Below are 23367 nucleotides of genomic sequence, written 5' to 3'. Positions count from 1 at the left end.
GCTGCTTCTTCGCTCTTTCTGGCGAAGAAGGCCGGAAAGTGCAAGGAAATCAGTTTTCGATGAGGAAGCTGACGGAGCGCGCCGGCGCCGTGATTTGGTTCTGAACTGCCGTCGGCCCCTGCGGGGTTAGTAGCGACCAGCCACCTTCACCCGACGCTGGCAGCTTGAAGCGTTGCTCCTCGTATCCCCGGTTGAGCAGCACTGCGAGACGCGTCTTCCTGCTGCTGTCGCGATCCTCGGTCTCGATTGCCATGCCGAGCAAGCCGGCATCCGGCCGCTCCCAATCAGACACCGTCATCGCGGTGCCCTCGGCAGAAAACCAGAACACGTCACCCTTGCCGTTAAAAAACTCCATGTCGCTGAAGGCCGAGAAGCGGCGGCGGAGGCTGGTGAGCCATGCAGTGTGGCCGATCAGTTCTTCGTCTAGTGCTGCCCAGTCCATCCAGGTGATGTCGTTGTCCTGGCAATAGGCATTGTTGTTGCCGCGCTGCGTGCGGCCGCCTTCGTCGCCAGCCGTCAGCATGATCGTGCCGCGCGTGGCAAAGAGCATCGAGAGCATGGCCTCGATGTCGGTGCGGCGCTTGCTGAGAATGGCCGTATCGTCTGTCTTGCCCTCGACGCCATTGTTCCAGGAGAGGTTCTCGTTGTGGCCGTCGCGGTTGTTCTCGCCGTTCGCCTCATTGTGTTTGCGCTCGTAGGAGACGATGTCCATCAGCGTGAAACCGTCATGGGCGGCGAGGAAGTTGACGCTGCGCGTCTGGGTTCGGCCGTCGCGGCCGAAGACGGAGGACGAACCGGCAAGGATGGTGGCGATGTCGCCGATCTTGCCGCCGTCACCGCGCCAGAAGCAGCGCAGATCGTCGCGGGCGCGGTCGTTCCATTCGAGGAAAGGGGCCGGAAAATTGCCGAGCTGGTAGCCGCCGGGGCCGATATCCCAGGGCTCGGCGATCATGATGCGATCCTGAAGCACCTCGTCGGCAAACAGGGAGCGCAGGGTCAGGCTTTCGGGGTCGAAGCCCTTGGAGGTGCGGCCGAGGACAGTGGCGAGATCGAAGCGAAAGCCGTCGATGCCGGCGTGAAGCACGAAATGGCGCAGGCTGTCGATGATGAGCCGGCGCGTTGCCGACTGGTCGCAGGCAACGGTATTGCCGGTGCCGGTGTCGTTGACCAGCGTGCCCGGCTGATCCGGCTGATGGCGGAAATAGGTGGGGTTGTCGAGGCCGCGCAATGACAGCGTCGGTCCCAAGCGGTCGCTCTCACCGGTGTGGTTGAAAACGAGATCGAGGATGACGGCGATGCCCTCGGCATGAAGGGCGGCGACCGTCTCGCGCAGCTCCGTCACGCCGCCGGGCACGAGACGCGGGTCGAGCGCCATGAAGGCGACGGGATTGTAGCCCCAGCCATTGGTGAGGCCAAGTGGCGGCAGATGCCGTTCGTCGATCCATGCGGTGATCGGCATCAGTTCGACCGCGTCGACATGCAGGCGCTTCAAATGGGCGATGACGGCGGGATGGGCGAGAGCAGCCAGCGTGCCGCGCTTTTCCGCCGGTACGTCCGGATGCAGCATGGTGAAAGGCTTGACGGCTATTTCGTAGATCAGGTCGCCCGGCTGAAACAGTGGTTTGGCCGGCTTGACCGCGACATCGCGCGAGACGATAGCCTTCGGCATGAGATCCTGCGTATCCTCGCCGAATGTGCCGAGACGCGGATCGTAGTGAAACGACCGATCGAGCTCCTTGGCATAGGGATCGACCAGCAGCTTGGAAGGATCGAACCACAGCCCCCGGTCGGGATCATAGGTGCCATGGGCGCGAAAGCCGTAGCGCGCGCCGGCCTTGATGCCCTCCACAAACAGGCGATGCTCTTCGCCTTCACGCGCCAGAGGCAGGCGCGCAATCTCCTTTTTGCCTTCGGCATCGAACAGGCAGAGCTCGATCCTGTCGGCATGTTTGGACCAGACCGCGAATTCCACGCCGTCGTCGGTGAGGGTGGCGCCAAGGGAGCGGGTGGCGGGCTCTGACATGTCTCGCGGGCTCTCCGGATGGCTTGAGATCGTTCCCTTCCCCCTCTCCTGAATTTATCGAAGGGCGGGGAGAGGGCTAGGGTGAGGGGCGGAGCCTTCGGCAAACTCTGCCGTCGTGGCGAATTTTGAGAAAGCCTCTCATCCGACCAGTCGCCGCCTCACTTCGTTCAGCAGCGTCTGGCCACCTTCTCCCCGCATTTGCGGGGAGAAGGTGTTTTGTTGTTAGGTAATGACCGTCGGCGCGTCACGGCCGGTGCGGCCCTTGATGTCGGCGATCGCCTGGGCGGCGTCGATCAGGTCGGCCAGGGCTTCCTGCGTCTCGATGTTGTGGCGGGTCGAATCGGGCTCGTAGCGCTCGATATAGACGCGCAGGGTCGCGCCCGTCGTGCCGGTGCCGGACAGGCGGAAGACGACGCGGGAGCCGCCCTCGAACAGGATGCGGATGCCCTGATGCTGGCTGACGGACTTGTCGACCGGATCGTGGTAGGCGAAGTCGTCGGCGGCGGAAACGGTGAGATCGCCGTATTTCGTGCCGGGCAGCGTCGGCAACTTCTCGCGCAGCGCGTCGATCAGGCCGTTGGCGGCATCGGTGTCGACGCCTTCGTAGTCGTGGCGCGAATAATAGTTGCGGCCATAGGTCGCCCAATGCTGGGTGACGATGTCGATGACACTTTCGCCGCGCACTGCGAGGATGTTGAGCCAGAGCAGCACGGCCCAGAGGCCGTCCTTTTCACGGACATGGTTCGAGCCGGTGCCGGAGCTTTCCTCGCCACAGATCGTCGCCATGCCGGCGTCGAGCAGGTTGCCGAAGAATTTCCAGCCGGTCGGGGTTTCATACATGCCGATGCCGCGCTTTTCAGCGACACGGTCGGCGGCGCCGCTGGTCGGCATGGAACGGGCGATGCCGGTAAGCCCGCTCGAATAACCAGGCGCAAGATTGGCGTTGGCGGCAAGGATCGCCAGGCTGTCCGAGGGCGTGACGTAGATGCCCTTGCCGATGATCAGGTTGCGGTCGCCGTCGCCGTCCGATGCCGCGCCGAAATCGGGCGCATCGTCTCCCATCATCTCGTCATAGAGCTCTTTGCAATGGACGAGGTTCGGGTCGGGGTGATGGCCGCCGAAATCGGGCAGCGGCAGGAAATTGCGTACCGAGCCATCCGGCGCCCCGAGACGGATTTCGAAGATTTCCTTGGCATAGGGGCCGGTTACAGCACTCATCGCGTCGAAGTTGAGGCGGAAGCCGAGGCTGATGAGGTTGCGGATGGCGCCGAAATCGAACAGCTCTTCCATAAGGGCTGCATAGTCCTCGACCGGATCGATGACCGAGACGATCATGCCGCCGACATCCTCACGTGCGATGCGATCGAGATTGATGTCGGGGAAATCGGCGATCTTGTAGCTATCGATGACCTTGGAGCGCTCGTAGATCGCGTCGGTGATCTTTTCCGGCGCTGGGCCGCCATTGCTGATGTTGTACTTGATGCCGAAGTCTTCGGTCGGGCCGCCGGGATTGTGGCTGGCCGACAATATGATGCCGCCGAACGCCTTGTATTTGCGGATGATATGTGAGGCCGCGGGCGTCGAGAGGATGCCGCCCTTACCGACCATGACCTTGCCGAAGCCGTTGGCAGCGGCCATCTTGATGGCCTTCTGGATGACTTCGCGATTGTAGTATCGGCCATCGCCGCCGATGACCAGGCACTTGCCGTGATAGCCTTCGAGCGAATCGAAGATCGACTGGATGAAGTTCTCGGCGTAGTTCGGTTGCTGGAATACCGGAACCTTCTTCCGAAGGCCTGACGTACCAGGCTTCTGATCGGCAAAGGGGGTGGTGGTAACGGTTTTAATCATCGGGTTAAGCGCCTCTCGAGACAAGTCTGGAGTAGAGAGCCGCGTAGCGTTCTGCGCTCTTACCCCAGGATACGTCGGATTTCATGCCCTGCTTTTGCATCTGCGTCCAGACCTTTCGGTCCTGGAAAAGGTATATGGCGCGGCGGATGGCTTGCAGTAGTCCTTCGGCGGTGACGGGCGAAAATTGAATGCCGGTTGCGACCTTCGCCTGCAGCGCGGCATGGTTGGCGTCGATGATCGTATCGTTGAGACCACCCGTACGCGCAACGATTGGCACGCAGCCATATCTTAAACCATAAAGTTGCGTGAGGCCACAGGGTTCGAAGCGGGAGGGAATGATGATGGCGTCGCAACCGGCCTGCATAAGATGCGACATCGCTTCGTTGTAGCCGGCGGAAACACCGACGCGGCCGCGATGGCGACCGGCGGCGGCAAAGAGCGCGCCTTCGAGGGCGGCGTCGCCGGCCCCGAGAATGGCGAGCTTGCCGCCCATGGCGACGATCTCGCTGGAAATGCTGGCGAGCAGGTCCATGCCCTTCTGCCAGGTCAGCCGGCTGACGACGCAGAAAATCGGGCCGTCATCGTCGTCCAGGCCGAAATGTTCGACCACCTGCTTGCGATTGATGGCGCGGTCCTTCAGCGTCGAGGCCCCATAGGTCCGGGCGATCATTGGATCGGTTTCGGGGTTCCAGATGCCGTCGTCGATGCCGTTGACGATTCCGTGGAGGCTGGCGGCGCGGCTGGCGATGACCCCTTCCAGCCCCATGCCGAATTCCGGCGTCAGGATCTCCCCGGCATAGGAAGGGCTGACGGTCGTCAGCGCATGGGCCGTCTGCAGGCCACCTTTGAGGAAGCCAATATCGCCGTAATATTCGATACCTTGCATGGAGTAGGCGTGTGCGGGCAGGCGCAGACCGGGGAAGATGCTTGGGCCGAACTGGCCCTGGAAGGCGATGTTGTGGATGGTGAGCACGCTCGGCAGCTCCGGCGTCGGCGCGTAGCGCATGTAAACCGGCACCAGGGCCGATTGCCAGTCGTGCACATGCACCAGATCCGGCTGCCAGCCGGGCATCTGGCCGGCGGCAATTTCCGCGCCGGCAAGCGACAGGGCGGCAAAACGCTGCCAGTTATCGGGATAATCCTTGCCGGTGGCGTCGACATAGGGGCCGCCGGTGCGGTTGTAATAGGCCGGGGCGTCGAGCACGAGGAAGGACATGCCGCTGTGCTCGACTTCGAAGACCGTCGCCTTTTCGCCGAGCAGGTCAGCGAATTCGAGGCGGGCCACCGGATTGCGGATGACCTTCATGACCGCGGGATAACCGGGGATCAGGGTCTTCGTTTCGATACCATGAGGATTAAGCGCGCCAGGCAGGGCGCCGGCCACATCGGCCAGGCCCCCTGTCTTGATCAAAGGGAAGACTTCGGATGAAACCGAAAGAACTTTCATCTGTCAGATATCCAGCTTGTCGATCATCGTTTGCGTGATCAGGCAGATACCGCTTTCCGTTCGGCGGAAACGCTTGGCGTCGAGTTGCGGATCCTCGCCGACCACCAGGCCTTCCGGGATATTGACGCCGTGGTCGATGACGACATTCTTCAACTGAGCGTGACGACCGACCTTGACGCTCGGCAGCACCACGGCTCCTTCCAGCTTGGAATAGGAGTTGGCACGCACGCCGGTAAACAGCAGGCTGTTCGACAGGCTGGCGCCGGAGATGATGCAATCGCCGGCAACGACGGAGGAGACGGCGGAACCACGGCGGTTCTCGTCGTCATGGACGAACTTGGCCGGCGGGCTGATTTCCGCATAGGTCCAGATCGGCCAGGACTTGTCGTAGATGTCGAGCTCGGGCACCACGGCGGTCAGGTCGATATTGGCCTGCCAATAGGCATCGATCGTACCGACGTCGCGCCAATAGGCTTCGCGCTCGAAATCGGAGCGAACGCAGGACTGCGCGAAGCGGTGGGCGACGGCTTTGCCGTTCTTGACGATGTAGGGGATGATATCCTTGCCGAAGTCGCGGCTGGAGTTCGGGTCGGCCGCATCGCGCTTCAGGCATTCGATCAGGAATTTGGTGTGGAAGACGTAGATGCCCATCGAGGCCAGCGCGAAATCCGGATTGCCGGGAATGCCGGGCGGGTCGGCTGGCTTCTCGACGAAGTCGATGATCTGGTCCTTCTCGTCGACATGCATGACACCGAAGCCGACGGCTTCCATGCGCGGCACTTCCAGGCAGCCGATGGTGACTTCGGCACCGGAATCGACGTGCTGCTGCAGCATCCACTCATAGTCCATCTTGTAGATATGGTCGCCGGCAAGGATGACCATGTATTCCGGGCCGTAGGGCTCGATGATGTCGATGTTCTGGTAAACGGCGTCGGCCGTGCCTTCATACCATTGCGTTTCGGAAACGCGCTGGGAGGCGGGCAGGATATCGAAGCTTTCGTTTCGCTCCGGGCGGAAGAAGTTCCAGCCGCGCTGCATGTGACGGATCAGCGAGTGCGCCTTATACTGGGTCGCTACGCCGATGCGCCGGATACCGGAATTAAGTGCGTTCGAGAGCGCAAAATCGATGATGCGGGTCTTGCCGCCGAAATAGACGGCCGGCTTGGCGCGGCGATCGGTTAGTTCCTTCAGGCGGCTGCCACGGCCCCCGGCAAGAACGTAGGCCATGGCGTCGCGCGCCAGCGGCTGAAAGCGTTTTTCTACCATTTCATTCCTCCCTGTCCGTAATGGTCTTAAAATTCCGGTTCGAGCATGATGGTTGCCAGCGGCGGCAGCGTTATTGTTGCATGTATGCTGCCGCCGGCGCTGACGGCCTGGACGCGCCCGCCATTCCCCTTGCCGCTGCCGCCATAAATGTCGGCATCGGTATTCAGTATTTCGCGCCACCGTCCCTCAGCCGGCAGGCGCAAAGCGTAGTTCTCCCGGTAGACCGGCGTGAAATTGGTGATGACCGCCACCGGCTTTTCGCCGGGCGCCTTGCGCAGCCAGGCAAAGACCGAGTTTTCGAAATCGTCGACGATCAGCCATTCGAAACCTTCACCCTCGCAGTCGCGGGCATGCAGGGCCGGCTTGCTGCGATAGGTGAAGTTGAGATCGCGCACCAGTCGCCGCATGCCCTCATGCATGCGGTATTGCAGCAGGTTCCAGTCCAGCGCGCGCTCTTCGCTCCACTCGCTCCACTGCGCGAATTCCTGGCCCATGAACAACAGCTTCTTGCCGGGATAACCCCACATGAAGGCGTAGTAGGCACGCAGATTGGCGAACTTCTGCCAGTCGTCGCCCGCCATCTTGGCGATCAGCGATCCCTTGCCGTGCACCACTTCGTCATGGGAGAGCGGCAGGACGAAGTTTTCCGAAAAGGCGTAGATCAGGCCGAAGGTCAGCTCGTTGTGGTGATACTTGCGGTGAACATGGTCGCGGGCGAGATAGCTCAGCGTGTCGTGCATGAAGCCCATGTTCCACTTGAAGCCGAAGCCGAGGCCGCCTTCGTGGACAGGCTGGGACACCTTCGGCCAGGAGGTCGATTCCTCGGCAATGGTCATGACGCCGGGATGGGCGCCATAGAGCCTGCTGTTCATCGATTGCAGGAAGCGAACGGCTTCCAGGTTCTCGTTGCCGCCATACTCGTTCGGGATCCATTCGCCGTGCTTGCGGGAATAGTCGAGGTAGAGCATCGAGGCGACGGCATCGACGCGCACGCCGTCGAGATGGAATTTCTCGGCCCAGTAGAGCGCGTTGTTCTGCAAGTAGGCGAGCACTTCGGTACGGCCGAAATTGTAGATCGCCGTGTTCCAGTCGGGATGAAAGCCCTTGCGTGGGTCTTCATGCTCGTAAAGGGCAGTGCCGTCGAACCGGCGCAGGCCGTGTTCGTCGGTCGGGAAATGCGCCGGCACCCAGTCGAGAAGGACGCCGATGCCGACCTTGTGACAGCCGTTGACGAAGCGCGCAAAGCCTTCCGGTTCGCCGAAGCGGGCCGTTGGCGCATAGAGGCCGGTGGTCTGATAGCCCCAGGACGGATCATAGGGATGCTCGGTGATCGGCATGAGCTCGATATGGGTGAAGCCCATGTCGACGCAATAGGGGATGAGGCGCGAGGCAAGCTCGTCCCAGGACAGCATCGATCCGTCGTCGCGACGCTGCCAGGAGCCGGCATGCACCTCATAGATCGAGATCGGCTGGCGGCGCTGATCGACGCTTGCCCAATGCTCGCGATGGGCCGTGTCCTCCCAGACCTGGGTCATCTCGTTGGCGGTGACCGAGGCGGTCTTCGGGCGAAGTTCGCTGCGGCGGGCGAAGGGATCGGCCTTCAGCGGCAGCAACACGCCGTCATGGCCACGGATTTCGAACTTGTAGGCAATGCCGGCGGGAACATCCGGTGCGAAGATCTCCCAGATACCGGCGTCGGAGCGAAAGCGCATGACATGCCGGCGGCCGTCCCAGCCGTTGAAATCGCCGACCACCGAAACGCGCTGCGCATTCGGCGCCCAGACGGCGAAGTGAAAGCCCTGGACGCCTTCGTGTTTTATCGGGTGTGCGCCCATCTTGTCGAACAGGCGCAGATGCGTGCCTTCACGCAGGAAATAGTCATCCATCGGGCCAAGGACCGGACCGAAGCTATAGGGGTCCGTCACCGCCCATTCGACGTCGCCGCGCCGGGCGCGATACCGGACCGGCTGCAGCTTGGTGATTTTGACGTTGCCGGCAAAGAAGCCGGCCGGGTCGAGGCAATCCAGTTCGCCGATGACGGTGCCGTCGAGCGCCATGGCGGTGACGGCTTCGGCGCCCAGAATGAAACAACGGGCGATGAAGCCGTCTTCCGTCTTGTGCACGCCGAGAACGGCGAACGGATCGGAATGGGTGCCTGCGAGAATTGCAGCAATCTCGTCTGCCGAAATGTCCCTCAAGGCTATGCCGTCAACGGGTCTTTTCGGCTTCTTCATCCGGCTCTCCAAATTTCCTTGGCATATTGACGGATCGTCCGATCGGAGGAGAACCAGCCCATGCGAGCGGTGTTGTTGATCGTCTTGGTGTACCATTCGGAGGGCTTGGCCCAGAGGGTATCAACCTCGCGCTGGGCTGCGGCATAGGCATCGAAATCGGCCGCGACCATGAACCAGTCGTGGGTGTAGATGCCGTCGATCAGGCCAGCATAGCGGGTGCGGTCATCCGGCGAGAAAACGCCGGAAGCGATGGCATCTAGCGCCTGCGCCAGCTCGCGCGAGCGCGCGATAACGGCGCGGGGATCGTGGCCGTCGCTACGCAGATTGGCGACTTCGTCGGCCGTCAGGCCGAAGATGACGATATTGTCCTCGCCGACATTGTCGCGCATCTCGACATTGGCGCCGTCGAGTGTGCCGATGGTCAGTGCGCCGTTGAGGCCGAATTTCATGTTGCCGGTGCCGGATGCTTCCATGCCGGCGGTCGAGATCTGCTCGGAGAGGTCGGCGGCCGGAACCATGATTTCAGCGAGCGAGACGTTGTAGTTCGGCACGAAGACGACCTTCAGCAGGCCGCGCACCGACGGGTCATTGTTGATGACGCGGGCGACGTCGTTGATCAGCTTGATGATCAGCTTGGCGTTGTGATAGCTCGGTGCCGCCTTGCCCGCGAAGAGTTTTACGCGCGGCTGCCAGTCAAGCTCCGGATGCGAGCGGATCTGGTCGTAGAGTGCCACCGTCTCGATGATGTTGAGAAGCTGGCGCTTGTATTCGTGGATGCGCTTGATCTGGATGTCGAACATCGCGTTGGGATCTAGCTTGATGCCCATGCGGCTGGCGACCAGATTGGAAAGCTGCACCTTGTTGGCGCGTTTGATGGCGGCGAATTTTTCCTGGAAGGCGCTGTCGCGAGCGAATTTGTCGAGTGGCTTCAGCTTTTCGGCGTCATCGAGGAACTCGTCGCCGATAGTCTCACGGATGAGGCCGGTGAGGCCCGGATTACACTGCATCAGCCAGCGGCGCGGCGTGATGCCGTTGGTCTTGTTGTTGATGCGGTCCGGATAGAGCTTGTGCAGGTCGGCAAACACAGTGACCTTCATCAGGTCGGTATGCAGTGCCGAAACGCCGTTGATCGAGTGAGAGCCGACGAAGGCGAGATTGCCCATACGCACGCGCCGGTCGCCGTTCTCGTCGATCAGCGAGATCGAGCGGATTTCGCCGTCGCTGAAATTGCGGGTCTTGCGAGCCTCGAGCAGGATCTTGGCGTTGATCGTATAGATGATCTGCATGTGCCGCGGCAGCAGCCGTTCGAACAGCGGCACCGGCCAGCTTTCCAGCGCCTCGGGCAGAAGCGTGTGGTTGGTGTAGCCGAAGGTATTGCGGGTGATATCCCAGGCTTGTTCGAATTCCATGCCATGAACGTCGACCAGCAGGCGCATCATTTCGGCGATGGAGACGGCCGGGTGGGTGTCGTTGAGCTGGATCGCGACCTTGTCGGCCAGATTGTTCAGGTCGTCATATTGTTGCAGATGGCGGCGCAGGATGTCCTGCAGCGAGGCTGAGGAGAAGAAGAATTCCTGGCGCAGGCGCAGCTCCTGGCCGGCGGGCGTCGCATCGGCCGGATAGAGGACGCGGGTCAGGCTTTCGGCCTTGTTGCTTTCGCGAAGCGCGCCGATATGGTCGCCGGCGTTGAAGGCGTCGAGCAGGATCGGGTCGATCGGCTGGGCCGACCAGAGGCGCAGCGTGTTGACGCGGTTGCCGCGCCAGCCGACGACGGGCGTGTCGAAGGCGGCGGCGATGACGCGCTCGGCCGGCTTCCAGACATAGCGGGGCTGGTCGTCGTGACCGCCGACGGTTTCGACGGCGCCGCCGAAGCCGATTTCGTAGGCGCTTTCCCGGCGCTCGAATTCCCACGGGTTGCCGTGGGCGAGCCAGGTTTCCGGCAGCTCCACCTGCCAGCCGTCGGCCATCTGCTGGCGGAAGAGGCCGTGGACGTAGCGAATGCCGTAGCCATAGGCCGGGACCTCAACAGTCGCCATCGATTCCATGAAACAGGCGGCGAGACGGCCAAGGCCGCCGTTGCCGAGCGCCGCATCGGGCTCTAGGCCGGCGATGACGCGGATATCGACGCCGAGCGAGGTGAGAGCGTTGGTGATCTCCTCCATCAGACCGAGGTTGGAGACCGCATCGCGCATTAGGCGGCCGATGAGGAATTCGAGCGATAGATAGTAGACGCGCTTGGCGTTGGTCTCGTAGGCCCTGCGGGTCGATTCCATCCATTTGTCGATGACGCGGTCGCGGATGACGAGGATGGTTGCCGTCAGCCAATCATGTGGCTTGGCGACTTTCGCGTCCTTGCCGATACGATAGGTCAGGCGCTCGATGATTTCCTCCGCGAGGATTTCAGGGCGGGAACTACGCGGAGCTGGGGCGGGGAGATTGGCCTTCGTCAAGCTATTCATACTATCAACTCTCGCCATTTGTGATTTATATTCAGGATGTTATGCCTGAGTAAACCAAATTGCCATCTCGTCTAACTAGCAGTTTACGCACCGATGTAAAGTTGTTGCAACAGGTGAATTCGGGCGGAGGTGAAAATAGCGGGTCAGCCTTCCCGAGGCAGCGAAAAGACTTGATTTCGGTTGTTTTTCCGGCTCTTATCGGCGGATTGATTGCCAAGAAAAAGCCGCCCGGATCGCTCCGGAGCGGCTTTCGTATTTGTGGTCTATCCGCGGTAGCCGGTATGTCCGACGGCGGACTTTATCTGGTCAGAAGTGTTGCTCTCTTCGACGCTTGCTCAGTGATTGTCTCAAAGGTGGTGAACAGATCCGCGGCATTCTGAGGAGTGTAGGCATCACCGGGGCTCGTCGCGCAGTACTTCAGCAATGCCTGACCATTTGGCGGAGCCATGAAGGCGATGGTGTAGACGTGGATTCCGGCAGTGCGTGCTTTGTCGCATTGAATTTTGGTATTCGCATCAGCGCTTTGCACGTTGTTGTCGCCGTCTGTCATGAAGATGATGTATGTGGACGGGTCTGCGGTACCGTTTTTGTTTTTATGCTGCAGCTGTTCGTTTGTTAGTCCCGGTGTCCCGGATGCTAATGTCAGGGCTGTCACCGCAGCCGTGAAGGCCGGTGCCGAATTCGTCGTTCCGCTTGCCGAGAGGTTGTTGACGTATTTGGTAACACCGCTCGTACCCCAGGCCAGTGCGGTGGGCGTCTGGGCGACAGAATTATAAGAGTCAGCGCCGGTGCGAACGAGTTGGCTGTTTGTATCTGCTTGGTTGAGCACTGCTGCCATATTGCTGACGGCGATCTTCAGCGACTGCATCTTTGTATAATAATTAGGTTTCGTGCCCGTGCAGGTGCTGTTGACCTTTTGGCCCCTCGAGTTGGTGGTCGTACAGGAATAGGTATACGTCGCCGTCGGCTGCTCGGCATTGACCGTATCAGTCGCTTCGTCCATCGAGCCGGAGCGGTCGAGAACGAGATACATCGACAGCGGCTTTATTCCGGTTCCCGAAGAAGAATCGCTGCCAGCGGTGCTACCGTTGGTCGATGTGCTCGATGCGGCAACGTTCATCGAGGAGAAGCCCAGCATGCGTGTCATGCCGTTCGTCTGCATCGAATAGGACGCATTCACGACGACCGAATAACCGGTATTGCCGGATGAATCAGTGGTCTGTGTCACGCTCGCGCTCGTGCCGGTCTTGAGCGAGGCGATGGCATTTGCGTCGCCTGCAAGATAGTTCGACATCTGCCCGGTCACGAATTGGGTTGCCAATTGCTGAGCGTTACTTGTCGTCGCGGTTTTATTGCCAAGCGCCGTTGCCGTCGCAAGGGCGGCCGCATCGGTCGCCTGCTGCAACTGGCTGTTGGACGCGGCCATGTTGGTGACATCGACGGCCACGCCTGCCGTCGCTGCCACGACCGGAATGGCAATCGCGGTCAGGATGCCGAAATTGCCCGTGCGATCGTGTATAAGTTGTAGAAGACTGCGAAATTTACCCGAACCATTGATCATCACGTTCGCCCCAACGAAGTAATAGCCTCAGAATGGTGGCAAATATCGGCGAGAAATCTAAGCTCGGCGTTTAGATGATCGTTCGACTTTTAGCGACTGGCGTAATTAATGCTGCTTTAGTGGAATAACATCCACGGCCTGGACCGTCTTCTGGCTGCCATAGCTTTTCAGCACGCCGATGACGGGCGCGACGTCGGAGTAGTCGCGGCCATAGGCGACGACGATGTGGTCGGTGCCGGCGGGGATGTTGTTGGTCGGGTCGAGCTCGATCCAGCCCGCCGTTTCGCCGCACCAGACGCGCACCCAGGCATGCATGGCGTCGGCGCCTTCCAGCCGCTCCTTGCCCGGCGGCGGGATGGTACGCAGGAAACCGCTGACATAGCCGGCGGGAATGCCGAGGCTGCGCAGTGCGATGATCATCACATGCGTGAAATCCTGGCAGACGCCGCGTTTCAGGCGGAATGCCTCCTTCGGCGTGGTCTCCACTGTCGTCGCTTTGGCGTCGTAGGTGAAATCCTTGTGGATCTGGGTGCAGACGGCATGGGCGATCTGCATGACCGTCAGATTGGTCGTTGCCCATTGCCGGGCATAATCGGCGATTTCGGGTGTTTCCGGCAGGCGAGGACTGATGCCTAGGAAGTGATGCGGCGAGGAAGAGTCGACCGTCCAGCAGTCGCTGATCTCGTCCGGCAGCTTGGCCAGCACGGGCGAGAAGTCGGCGGCGACGGGCTGGCTCTCCACCTGCACCCGCGCCTGCATGCGGATATCCAGCTTCTCATGGTGATTGCGCACCAGGATCGAGGTCGTAGGATGCTGGAAAAAATCGGTGAAGTTCGATTGCTCGTCGGGATGCGGCGAGATTTTCAGCGAGCCGGCAATCAGGCGCTGGCGGTTGTCAAGCGACAGCGGCAGCAAGCGCATGATATGGCGCGCGCCGCTGGCCGGCACGTCGTAGATATAGCCCATGTGCAGCGACAGGTCGTATAGCATCACATCATCCGAGATAGGTCTGGGCCAGAAGGTCGGAGAGCCGTTCCAGCTCTCGTTCCAGCCGCTGATAGACCTCATCGTTCATTGTTTCCGGGGTCATGACGGCAAGGCCCGAATGCAGCCGCATGGCTTCGCGGTAGAAGGGCGACATCTGGCCGTTGACGAAGGCGTTCGGCAATTGCTCCACTTCGCGGTGGATCTCGTTCATCTGGAACAGGATCGAGCGCGGGTTGAGCGGATCGAGCGCCAGCAGGTCGGTCACCGTCAGCCGCGCCGTGTTGACGTTGTAGCGGCGGCGATGGGTCATGACGCTGTCGCCGATTTCGAGCAGCATGTCGAGCGCACCGTCGGGCGCTTCCGGGCCGGACATGTGGCCGAGCAGGCGCGTCATGTGCAGCCCGCGCTCGATATAGCGGCCGAGCGACAAGAAGCGCCAGCCGGTGAAGCGGTACATGTTTTCGTGCACGAGACCGGCAAAGCCCGCGAGCTTGCGCAACAGGATAGTCATGGCATGGCTGGCGTCGTCGCCGGGCTTGACCGTTTCGTGGAAGCGGCGGGCGGTCTTGGCGAGATCGTTCAGCGCCAGCCAGCCGTCCGGCGAAAAGCGGTCGCGAATGTTGCTGGCGGAATAGACGGCGCTTTCGATGTTGCGCAGCAGGCTTTCCGGCACGGCCTCCTCGGTGTCGATGTCGACGGCCCCGAGATAGGCGCTGACATCGGCGAGCAGCGGCTGGGTGGGGTCGGCCGATTCGGCAAAGCGCGCGTGCCAGGCACGCAGGATGCGCAGTGCCCCTTCGGCGCGCTCGATGTAGCGGCCGAGCCAGAAGAGATTGTCGGCGGCACGGCTCGGCAGGCTGCCGGGCATGTTGCGGGTAAAGGTCTCTTCGGCCGGCAGCAACGTGTGGCGTTCGACCGGCTTGTCGGAGACGATCCAGACGTCGGCGGCCGAACCGCCGGCCTGCATGGCGATGGCGGCGACATCGTCGCCGCTGCCGATGCGGGCAAAGCCGCCGGGCATGATCTGCCAGCCCTTTTCGGTGCGAGCGGCAAAGACGCGCAGGCTCATCGGTCGTGGGATCAGCTTGCCGTTCACCCATGCGGGTGTCGTTGAGAGCGTGACGACCTCCTGGCCAACGAGCTTCTGGCCGTCCTTCACCAGCCAGTCAGTAATCGATTCCTTGGCGGTGGTGCGCAGCGTCGACCCCAGCACGGATTGGCCGCTGTCGTCGAAGAAGGGCATGCAGGAATAGGCCGGGCCGATCACCATCTTTTCGATGTGCTTGGCGACATGCTCGCGTTCGGCCTTCTGTCCACACCACCAGGTGGCGATCGACGGCAGTTTCAGCTCTTCGCCGCGCAGATGCCGACAGATGGTGGGCATGAAGGCGAGCAGCGCGCGGGTTTCGAGAATGCCGGAACCGAGCGCGTTGACGATGGTGACGGTTTGCGCCCTAAGCGCCTCGACCAGGCCCGGCGTGCCGATGTGGGATTGCTGGTTGAGCTCCAGCGGGTCCGCGTAAGATGCGTCAAGGCGGCGCCAGAGCACGCTGATCGGCCTCAGCCCTGCGACGGTGCGGACCATGAGCTGGTCATTGACAACGGTGATATCCTCGCCCTCGAGCAGCATGAAGCCGAGATAGCGGGCGATATAGGCGTGTTCGTAATAGGTCTCGTTGGCCGGCCCCGGCGTCAGAACCGCGATACGGTCCGTCGCGCCGCGCTTTGCGCCCTGAAGCGTATCGCGGAAAGCGCCGAAGAAGGAGGCGAGGCGATGCACCTTGGTTTCGGCGTAGATGTCGGAAAAGGCCCGGGTGGTGGCGACGCGGGTTTCCAGCGCGAAGCCTGCACCCGACGGCGCCTGGGCGCGGTCGGCTAGCACCCACCAGTTGCCATCAGGCCCACGGCCGATCTCGAAGGCAAGGAAATGCAGATAGTGCCCGCCCGCAGGCTTGATGCCGGCAAGTGGCCGCAGGAACTCTGGATTGCCGCCCACCAGCGCCGGCGGCAGCAGGCCTTCCTGCACCAGCCGGTTGTCGCCATAAATATCGGCGATGACCTCTTCGAGCAGGTCGGCGCGCTGGCAAAGCCCTTCCGACAGCGTCTGCCATTCGCGCTCGTCGATCAGCACGGGAATATGCGAAATCGGCCAGTTGCGCTCGCTGAGGCCTTTTGCACCATAGGCGCGGTAGAAGACGCCGGCGTCGCGCAGGTAGCGGTCGGCGCGGGCGAAGCGCTCCAGCAGCTCCTGTTCCGGCATACGGCTGAGCGCAGCGAGCAGGTTTTGCCACACCGGGCGCACCGCTCCGGTATTGTCAACCATCTCGTCGGCGACGCCAGGCAGGGCCGAATAGGCAAAGGCCGGATCGTTACCGATGCCAGCCTTTACCTCATCACGCCGTTTCGTCGCGGGTTTTTTGCGCATGCTTATTCCTGTTTCAAACTCCTATCGGCCGCCTGAGATCGAGCGTCAGCGGAAATTCGCCCGACACCGTTTCCGTCCGCAGAGTATAATCGCCCGCCGTATGTCCCCAAGGCTCGAATCGCGCCAAGCGCCGCGCTTCTGCCTCGTTGCCATTGACGGGGAAGGTGTCATAGTTCCGGCCGCCCGGATGGGCAACATGGTAGATGCAGCCGCCGATCGAACGTTTGGACCATGTATCATAAATGTCGAAGGTCAGTGGCGTATTGATCGGCAAAACCGGATGCAGGCCGGACGCCGGGTGCCAGGCCTTGTAACGGACGCCGGCAACCGAAACGCCGGAGGCGCCCGTCGGCGTCAGCGGCATGGCGCGACCGTTGCAGGCAACAGTGTAGCGCGCCGGATTGTTGGTTTCGAGCCGAACCTGCAACCGCTCCAATGATGAGTCAACATAACGGACGGTGCCGCCGACTGCGCCTTCTTCACCCATGACATGCCACGGCTCGAGCGCCTGGCGCAGTTCCAGCTTGCTGCCCTCGTATTCGACTTCGCCGCAGAAGGGGAAGCGGAATTCGAGCTGGGCCTGGAACCATTCGGGGCGAAGGTCGAAGCCGTTTTGCCGGAGGTCCGCGAGCACATCGAGAAAATCCTGCCAGATATAGTGCGGCAGCATGAAACGGTCGTGCAGCGCCGTGCCCCAGCGGACGAAATTGCCGTCGATCGGGTTGCGCCAGAAGCGGGCGATGAGGGCGCGGACCAGCAATTGCTGGGCAAGGCTCATGCGGGCATTCGGCGGCATTTCGAAACCTCGGAATTCCACCAGGCCGAGGCGGCCCGTCGGTCCATCCGGCGAAAACAGCTTGTCGATGCAGATTTCCGAGCGATGGGTGTTGCCGCTGACGTCGGTCAGGAGATTGCGGAACAGGCGGTCGACGAGCCATGGCAGGGGCGGGATGCCCTGGCCGGGGGCCGGCACCTGGGCCATCGCGATTTCCAGCTCGTAGAGGCTGTCGTGACGCGCCTCGTCGAAGCGCGGGGCCTGGCTGGTCGGGCCGATGAACAGACCGGAGAAAAGGTAGGAGAGTGCCGGATGCCGCTGCCAATGCAGCACCAGGCTCTTCAGCAGGTCCGGGCGGCGCAGGAAGGGGCTGTCGCCCGGATTGGCGCCGCCGACGACGACATGGTTGCCGCCGCCGGTGCCGGTGTGGCGGCCGTCGATCAGGAACTTGTCGGTGCCGAGGCGCGTCAGCCGAGCCTCTTCATAGACCGCCGTGGTGATGTCGACGCAGTCCTGCCAGTTTGATGCCGGGTGAATATTGACTTCGATCACGCCGGGATCGGGGGCGACGCGGATCACGTTGATGCGTTCGTCCTGGGGGGGCGAATAGCCTTCGATATGCACCGGCAGTTCGAGTTCCGCCGCCGCATTTTCGGCAGCAGCCAGCAGTTCGAGATACTGCTCAATGCTTTCGGTTGGTGGCATGAAGACGCAGAGCCGGCCGTCGCGCGGCTCGACCGAGATGGCGGTGCGGACCGCGCCTCGGATATCGCCAAGTTTCTGTTCGACGCGCGATTGCCCGCTTTCATCGGCCTGGAACGAAGCCTCCGGCATTGCCCGGCCGGCGGGCACGATGACATCCGGCAAGGGCGTGCGCGGGATGGAGGGGTCGACGGTGTGGATATAGGGGTAACGGGACGGCGGCACGTAGGGCAGGGTGCCGAGCGGCAGGCGGTAGCCGATCGGCGAATCACCCGGCATCAGATAGATCTTGCCGCGGCGCGTGCTCCACTTTTCGCTCACCCAGCGCGTGCCTGCGGCGCGCGCATTCCAGGCCTGTACGGGGAGGACATAGCCGGTCGCCGTTGTCAGGCCGCGCTCGAAGACGCGGGCAATACGGCTGCGCTCCTCGGGGTCCTTCAGTTTCGAATTGGACGGATCGACGTTTTCCGGCAGGCTGCCTTCCTTGATGATCCATTCGGCCGGGTCCTCATAGGCCGGCAGCACCATGTCGGGCTCGATCGCCAGTTCCTTGGCAATTGCGCTCAGAAGCTTTCCGGCATCCTCCACGCTGGCGCCGGTCTTTGCCGTTTCTTGCGCGATCAGGGCGGGGTTCTGCCAGACGGGCTTGCCGTCCTTGCGCCAGTAGAGCGAGAAGGTCCAGCGCGGCAGGCTTTCGCCCGGATACCATTTCCCTTGGCCATAGTGCAGGAAGCCGCCGGGGGCAAAGCGATCGCGCAGGCGGCGGATCAGCTGATCTGCCCGGTCGCGCTTGGTCGGGCCAACGGCGGTGGTGTTCCATTCTTCAGCTTCGAAGTCGTCGATCGAGATGAAGGTCGGCTCGCCGCCCATGGTCAGGCGTACGTCGTCGCTTTGCAGGACGCGGTCGACCTCTTCGCCGAGCGCATTCAGGGCATCCCAGCTTTCGTCGGAGAAAGGCTTGGTGATGCGCGGATGCTCGGCAACGCGGGTGACCTTCATCGCGAAGTCGAATTCAGTGTTGGCTTCGCCGAAATAGCCGCCGGAGATCGGGGCGGCGTTGCGGTAATGCGGGGTTGCTGCGAGCGGAATATGGCTCTCGCCGGTCAGCAAGCCGGACGTCGGGTCCAGGCCGACCCAGCCGGCGCCGGGAAGATAGACCTCCACCCAGGCGTGCAGATCGGTGAAGTCGACTTCCGTGCCCGAGGGGCCGTCGAGCGCCTTCAGGTCCGGGGTGAGCTGAATGAGGTAGCCGGAGACGAAGCGGGTGGCGAGACCCAGATGACGAAGGACCTGGACGAGCAGCCAGCTCGTGTCGCGACAGGAGCCTTTGACCGTCTCCAGTGTTTCCTCCGGCGTTTGTACGCCGGTTTCCAGGCGGATAACATAGCCGATCTCCTGCTGCAGCCGCGCATTGATGCCGACGATCATGTCGACGGTGGGCTGCTGCTCGGAGCGGTCGAGCGTGGCGAGGAAGGCTTCGAGGCGCGGTCCCGGCACCTCCGGCTTCATGTAGATCGACAGATCCTCGCGAAGCGTCTCGGGATAGTCGAAGGGCCATTTGGTGGCCTCTTCCTCGACGAAGAAATCGAAGGGATTGTAGACCGTCATGTCGGCAACGAGATCGACCTCGATCTTCAACTCGGTCACCGGATCGGGGAAAACGAAGCGGGCGAGATAATTGCCGTAGGGATCCTGCTGCAGATTGACGAAGTGATTGGAGGGCGTGACCTTCAGCGAGTGGCTGAGAACGCGTGTTTTGGAATGCGAGGCTGGTTTCAGGCGGATGACTTGGGGGCCAAGGCGGATCGGATTGTCGTATTTGTAATGGGTGAGATGATAGATGCTCGCTTTGATCGCCATATTGTCTCTTTGCCTAGCCCCGCATCGTTGTGCGGCAGTTGCTGTTCCCGGTGGCAGTGTGTGCAATGCAGCGAGAGAATGCAAGGCGTCTTGGCGGTCAATCGGGGCTGTCCCGTACAATGCCAAAGCAAAAGCGGCAAGCTTTCGCCCGCCGCCTTGAAATCATTGCTGTCTAAGACATTACTGCGCCGCGCGTCCAACCGGACGCGCTAGGGTCGCAGTAACACTTTCAACTGGCGCATAATCCTTTCCTTAAATCGATTCCGATTTAAAGGGTTATGCGCTAGCTTCTGCCGAATTCATCGACCAGACGGATGATGTCGTCTTCGCCGAGATAGGAGCCCGTCTGCACCTCGATCAGCTCCAGCAGGATCTTGCCGGGGTTGGACAGGCGGTGGACTTCCCCGAGCGGGATATAGACCGACTCGTTCTCGCGCAGCATCTGCACATTTTCGCCGACCGTCACTTCCGCCGTGCCCTTGACGACGATCCAGTGTTCGGAGCGGTGGTGATGCTTTTGCAGCGACAGCTTCTTGCCCGGAAGCACGAAGATGCGCTTCACCTGGAAGCGCTCGCCGTTCAGCACCGAGGTATAGCCGCCCCAGGGACGATAGGATGTCGGATGCGTTTCGGTGAGCTTGGCCGTCGCCTTGTGACCCGCCAGTAGCTTGACCAGCTTGCCGACTTCCTGGCTGTCCTTGAGGTGGCCGACATAGACGGCGTCTTCGCTGGCGATGACCGCGACGTCCTCAAGGCCCTGTACGGCGAGATGGATGCCGTGGGTCATGACAAGCGAGTTCTTGGTGTTGACCAGCGTCGTGCTGCCGGCTGCGACATTCCCGTTGTCGTCCTGCTTGCCGACCTTCCAGACCGAATCCCAGCTTCCGAGATCCGACCAGGTAAAGGGCGAGGGGACGACGGCTGCGTTCGCCGTCTTTTCCATCAGCGCATAGTCGATGGAGATATCCGGGCTCTTTGCAAAGGCTTCGGCATCGAGGCGGGTGAAGTCGAGATCGCGCTTGGATTTGGAAACGGCCTTGCTCGCTGCCTTTTCGACTTCCGGTGCATATTCGCCGATTTCGGACAGAAGCTGGGCGGCGGAGAACATGAACATGCCGGAGTTCCAGTAGAACCCGCCGCTGGCGATCATCTCCTTGGCCTTTTCGAGCACCGGCTTTTCGACGAAGCGCTTGACGACGTGGGCCCCGGTCGGCAGCGCCTTGCCGCTTTCAATATAGCCATAGCCGGTTGCCGGCTCAGTCGGTGCAATGCCGAAGGTGACAAGCTTGCCTTGAAGCGCTGTGTCACGGGCGATCCGGACGCAATCGTAATAGGTCGCGTTGGCGTCGATCTCATAGTCGGAGCCAAGGACATGCATCGTCGCATCCTTGCCGAAAAGCTCGGTGACGAGCGTGGCGGCGGCAGCGACGGCGGCGGCGGTGTTGCGGGCAACCGGCTCCAGCAGCACGGCGGCCAGTGTCAGGCCGAGTTCACGCGCCTGCTCGGCGACGAGGAAGCGGAATTCTTCGTTGGTGAGCACGATCGGCGCTTCATAAAGCTCGGGATCGGAAACGCGCTCCAGCGTGTTCTGAAAGAGCGTCCTGTCGCCGATGAACTGAATGAATTGCTTTGGCGCCGAGGCGCGAGACAGCGGCCATAACCGTGTTCCCTTGCCTCCGGCCATGATCACCGGGACGATTTTCGCTGCCATTCTTTCTCTCTCCTAGACACTTGTTCAAGCGTTACGCGAAGGTTTGCAACCTATGGGATTATCGGCGCCGTTCCTTCGACAACTCTTACCGCCATTGCGATCTGCCGTCGACTGGGAACTTTATCGATCTTAGTGTGGAAATTCTAATAGACTCTCATCGGAGAGCTTACGTTTCGACGAAAAGGAGGCAGCCGTATGGCGGATTGTTTGCCGCGAGAGGCGACCGCCGCCGCTCCAAGCGGCAACGGTCATATATTCTTCTCTACGCCTCGGCCCGGTCGCCCGGTTCTTCATGGGCAGGCCCATGCTCGACGCCGTTGCGCTTGTTGTAGCGGATAGACGACCACAGTGAGATGCCGATTAGGGCGGCGCCGCCAAGGCCGGTGATGACCTCCGGAATATGCATGAGCGTCTGGACGTACATGATCACCGAGAGGATCAGGATCGCGTAGAAGGCGCCGTGTTCCAAATAGCGGTAATGGGCGAGCGTCCCCTTTTCCACCAGCATGATCGTCATGGAGCGCACATACATGGCGCCGATGCCGAGGCCGATGGCGATGATGAAGAGGTTCTGGGTCAGCGCGAAGGCGCCGATGACGCCGTCGAAGGAGAAACTGGCGTCGAGAACCTCGAGATAAAGGAAGGCGCCGAAGCCACCCTTGGCGGCAGCACTCATCGTCTTCTGCGAAGCGTCGAGAAAGCCGGCCAGGACTTCCACCAGCAGGAAGGTCAGGAGACCGTAGATGGAGGCATGCAGGAACGTCGTTGAATCCTCGCCGTCGAGCAGGGAGGAGAAAACCAGAATGAGGATCAGTACGAAGGCGATCTCGATGCCCTTGATGGTGGCGAAACGCGCCATCGCTTTTTCCACGAAGGCGATCCAGTGCACATCCTTCTCGTGATTAAAGAAATAGGTGAGACCGACCATCATCAGGAAGGTGCCGCCGAAAGCGGCGATAGGCAGATGGGCGTCATGCATGATCCGCGCATACTGCTCCGGCTCGGCGGCCGCGAGCTTCAGCGCTTCCCAGGGATTGATCCAAGCCGCGATGGCGACGATCGCCAGCGGGAAGATGATACGCATGCCGAAGACGGCGATGACGATGCCCCAGGTCAGGAAGCGATGCTGCCAGAGCGGCGTCATCTCTTTCAGCTTGTTGGCATTGACGATGGCGTTGTCGAAGGAGAGCGATATCTCCAGCACGGCAAGCACCGCGCAGATGAAGAAGGCTGTCGCGAGGCCGCCGAACGTGCCGGTCGCATTCCAGCCCAGCAGCGCGCCGAGGGCGAGGCCGGCGGCTGTAACAGCGAAAGCCCAGCCGAAATAGCCGAGCACGGATTTGGAGGAGGTGGGCTGCGTCATGGGCGCACCTCGCAGCAAACCAAGGGGAGATATTCGGATCGAAGGCGCAGCCGCGTGCCAAAGACGGCATGCGGGTAAGGCATGGTCACACTATTCATGAAAAGAAATCCGCCGGCTCATCTGCAGGCGGTACCGACATCGCGAGAGCGCCGTAAAAACTCTCGCCAGAGGGGCCCGGCACCATATTCAGTCCGCAGCCGATGTCAGAAGGCGCGGAACATTGCCGATAATTAATGATGTTCCGGCGCACGTCAAGGGCGAGCGCGAGGCATGATGCTATTGTCTCCTATAATCCAGAAATTTCGGAACCAAACGGAGAAGGGGACGTTGGCTCTCAGGTGGGCACGGCTATGTCCATTGCCGAACAGAAAACAGCGGACAAGGAGAACCTCCATGAGCCCCCATCCCATTCATCCCAAGGCGAAGGAACAAAGGCCGGAGCTGACGACACGGCAGAAACGTGCGCGTCCGAACTCCCTGCGCCAGGCGCAGGTGCTGCCACCACATAATGTCGATCTGACGTTGCAGCCAACGACGCATGACGATGTCCACGTACCGGCCCATGTCAGCGGCGCGGATCTATCGCGCGAGGCGCCGGGCGACACCAATCATGCGGGCAGGAAGAAAGGCGGCTCCCAGTAAGATCTGGAAAGGGCGCTCTTGGGCGCCCTTCCTCGACAGGGATGCGGTCCGCCGGTCTGAA

Annotated in this window: 13 protein-coding genes; 1 reads left to right on the top strand and 12 read right to left on the bottom strand. The window is 61.5% G+C overall.

Annotated features, from left to right (window positions below; genetic code table 11):
- Positions 1–49: 49 nt before the first annotated feature.
- The 12 genes from glgX to RRH01S_RS18060 form a co-directional block, all read right to left on the bottom strand.
- Entirely contained in the window at positions 50–2023 is a 1974-nt protein-coding gene (gene glgX / locus RRH01S_RS18115) for a glycogen debranching protein GlgX (RefSeq protein WP_042473417.1), read from the bottom strand.
- A 222-nt stretch (positions 2024–2245) separates the two neighbouring features.
- The gene (locus RRH01S_RS18110) at positions 2246–3874 is read right to left on the bottom strand and encodes an alpha-D-glucose phosphate-specific phosphoglucomutase (protein ID WP_007700962.1); all 1629 of its coding nucleotides are present in this window, start codon (positions 3872–3874) and stop codon (positions 2246–2248) included.
- 4 nt (positions 3875–3878) lie between these two features.
- The gene (gene glgA / locus RRH01S_RS18105; protein ID WP_012652367.1) at positions 3879–5321 is read right to left on the bottom strand and encodes a glycogen synthase GlgA; all 1443 of its coding nucleotides are present in this window, start codon (positions 5319–5321) and stop codon (positions 3879–3881) included.
- A gap of 3 nt (positions 5322–5324) precedes the next feature.
- Positions 5325–6587, bottom strand: a complete 1263-nt coding sequence (gene glgC / locus RRH01S_RS18100; protein ID WP_007700968.1) for a glucose-1-phosphate adenylyltransferase — start codon at positions 6585–6587, stop codon at positions 5325–5327.
- Between the two features lie 26 nt (positions 6588–6613).
- Positions 6614–8821, bottom strand: coding sequence for a 1,4-alpha-glucan branching protein GlgB (glgB, locus tag RRH01S_RS18095; RefSeq protein WP_012652366.1), 2208 nt, complete (start codon positions 8819–8821; stop codon positions 6614–6616).
- On the bottom strand, positions 8818–11280 hold the full coding sequence (locus RRH01S_RS18090) for a glycogen/starch/alpha-glucan phosphorylase (protein WP_007700975.1): 2463 nt from the start codon (positions 11278–11280) through the stop codon (positions 8818–8820). The genes glgB and RRH01S_RS18090 overlap by 4 nt, the downstream gene beginning before the upstream one ends.
- Before the next feature lie 298 nt (positions 11281–11578).
- Complete coding sequence (locus tag RRH01S_RS18085; RefSeq protein ID WP_042473413.1) at positions 11579–12841, bottom strand: vWA domain-containing protein; 1263 nt, start codon at positions 12839–12841, stop codon at positions 11579–11581.
- Positions 12842–12946: 105 nt separating this feature from the next.
- Positions 12947–13831: a transglutaminase family protein gene (locus RRH01S_RS18080; protein WP_007700981.1), complete on the bottom strand. Its 885-nt coding sequence runs from the start codon at positions 13829–13831 to the stop codon at positions 12947–12949.
- Between the two features lie 4 nt (positions 13832–13835).
- Positions 13836–16253 (bottom strand): circularly permuted type 2 ATP-grasp protein, encoded by a 2418-nt coding sequence (locus RRH01S_RS18075; protein WP_012652363.1) that lies wholly within the window; start codon positions 16251–16253, stop codon positions 13836–13838.
- Between the two features lie 13 nt (positions 16254–16266).
- Entirely contained in the window at positions 16267–19590 is a 3324-nt protein-coding gene (locus RRH01S_RS18070; RefSeq protein ID WP_042473410.1) for a transglutaminase family protein, read from the bottom strand.
- A gap of 283 nt (positions 19591–19873) precedes the next feature.
- Entirely contained in the window at positions 19874–21301 is a 1428-nt protein-coding gene (locus tag RRH01S_RS18065) for a mannose-1-phosphate guanylyltransferase/mannose-6-phosphate isomerase (RefSeq protein ID WP_012652361.1), read from the bottom strand.
- 262 nt (positions 21302–21563) lie between these two features.
- Positions 21564–22664, bottom strand: a complete 1101-nt coding sequence (locus RRH01S_RS18060) for a DUF475 domain-containing protein (RefSeq protein WP_012652360.1) — start codon at positions 22662–22664, stop codon at positions 21564–21566.
- 393 nt (positions 22665–23057) lie between these two features.
- On the opposite strand from RRH01S_RS18060, the gene RRH01S_RS18055 reads away from it, so the two are divergent.
- On the top strand, positions 23058–23306 hold the full coding sequence (locus RRH01S_RS18055; protein ID WP_041722707.1) for a hypothetical protein: 249 nt from the start codon (positions 23058–23060) through the stop codon (positions 23304–23306).
- Positions 23307–23367: the final 61 nt, after the last annotated feature.

Origin of the sequence: Rhizobium rhizogenes NBRC 13257 (assembly GCF_000696095.1) — a bacterium.
Classification (GTDB): domain Bacteria; phylum Pseudomonadota; class Alphaproteobacteria; order Rhizobiales; family Rhizobiaceae; genus Rhizobium; species Rhizobium rhizogenes.
Note: the sequence above shows the minus strand (reverse complement) of the source record. Positions and strands in the feature narration are given on the sequence as shown.

Coding starts and splice junctions, on each gene's coding strand:
- glgX (WP_042473417.1), bottom strand. CDS start 2,023: ATGTCAGAGCCCGCCACCCGCTCCCTTGGCGCCACCCTCACCGACGAC.
- RRH01S_RS18110 (WP_007700962.1), bottom strand. CDS start 3,874: ATGATTAAAACCGTTACCACCACCCCCTTTGCCGATCAGAAGCCTGGT.
- glgA (WP_012652367.1), bottom strand. CDS start 5,321: ATGAAAGTTCTTTCGGTTTCATCCGAAGTCTTCCCTTTGATCAAGACA.
- glgC (WP_007700968.1), bottom strand. CDS start 6,587: ATGGTAGAAAAACGCTTTCAGCCGCTGGCGCGCGACGCCATGGCCTAC.
- glgB (WP_012652366.1), bottom strand. CDS start 8,821: ATGAAGAAGCCGAAAAGACCCGTTGACGGCATAGCCTTGAGGGACATT.
- RRH01S_RS18090 (WP_007700975.1), bottom strand. CDS start 11,280: ATGAATAGCTTGACGAAGGCCAATCTCCCCGCCCCAGCTCCGCGTAGT.
- RRH01S_RS18085 (WP_042473413.1), bottom strand. CDS start 12,841: ATGATCAATGGTTCGGGTAAATTTCGCAGTCTTCTACAACTTATACAC.
- RRH01S_RS18080 (WP_007700981.1), bottom strand. CDS start 13,831: ATGCTATACGACCTGTCGCTGCACATGGGCTATATCTACGACGTGCCG.
- RRH01S_RS18075 (WP_012652363.1), bottom strand. CDS start 16,253: ATGCGCAAAAAACCCGCGACGAAACGGCGTGATGAGGTAAAGGCTGGC.
- RRH01S_RS18070 (WP_042473410.1), bottom strand. CDS start 19,590: ATGGCGATCAAAGCGAGCATCTATCATCTCACCCATTACAAATACGAC.
- RRH01S_RS18065 (WP_012652361.1), bottom strand. CDS start 21,301: ATGGCAGCGAAAATCGTCCCGGTGATCATGGCCGGAGGCAAGGGAACA.
- RRH01S_RS18060 (WP_012652360.1), bottom strand. CDS start 22,664: ATGACGCAGCCCACCTCCTCCAAATCCGTGCTCGGCTATTTCGGCTGG.
- RRH01S_RS18055 (WP_041722707.1), top strand. CDS start 23,058: ATGAGCCCCCATCCCATTCATCCCAAGGCGAAGGAACAAAGGCCGGAG.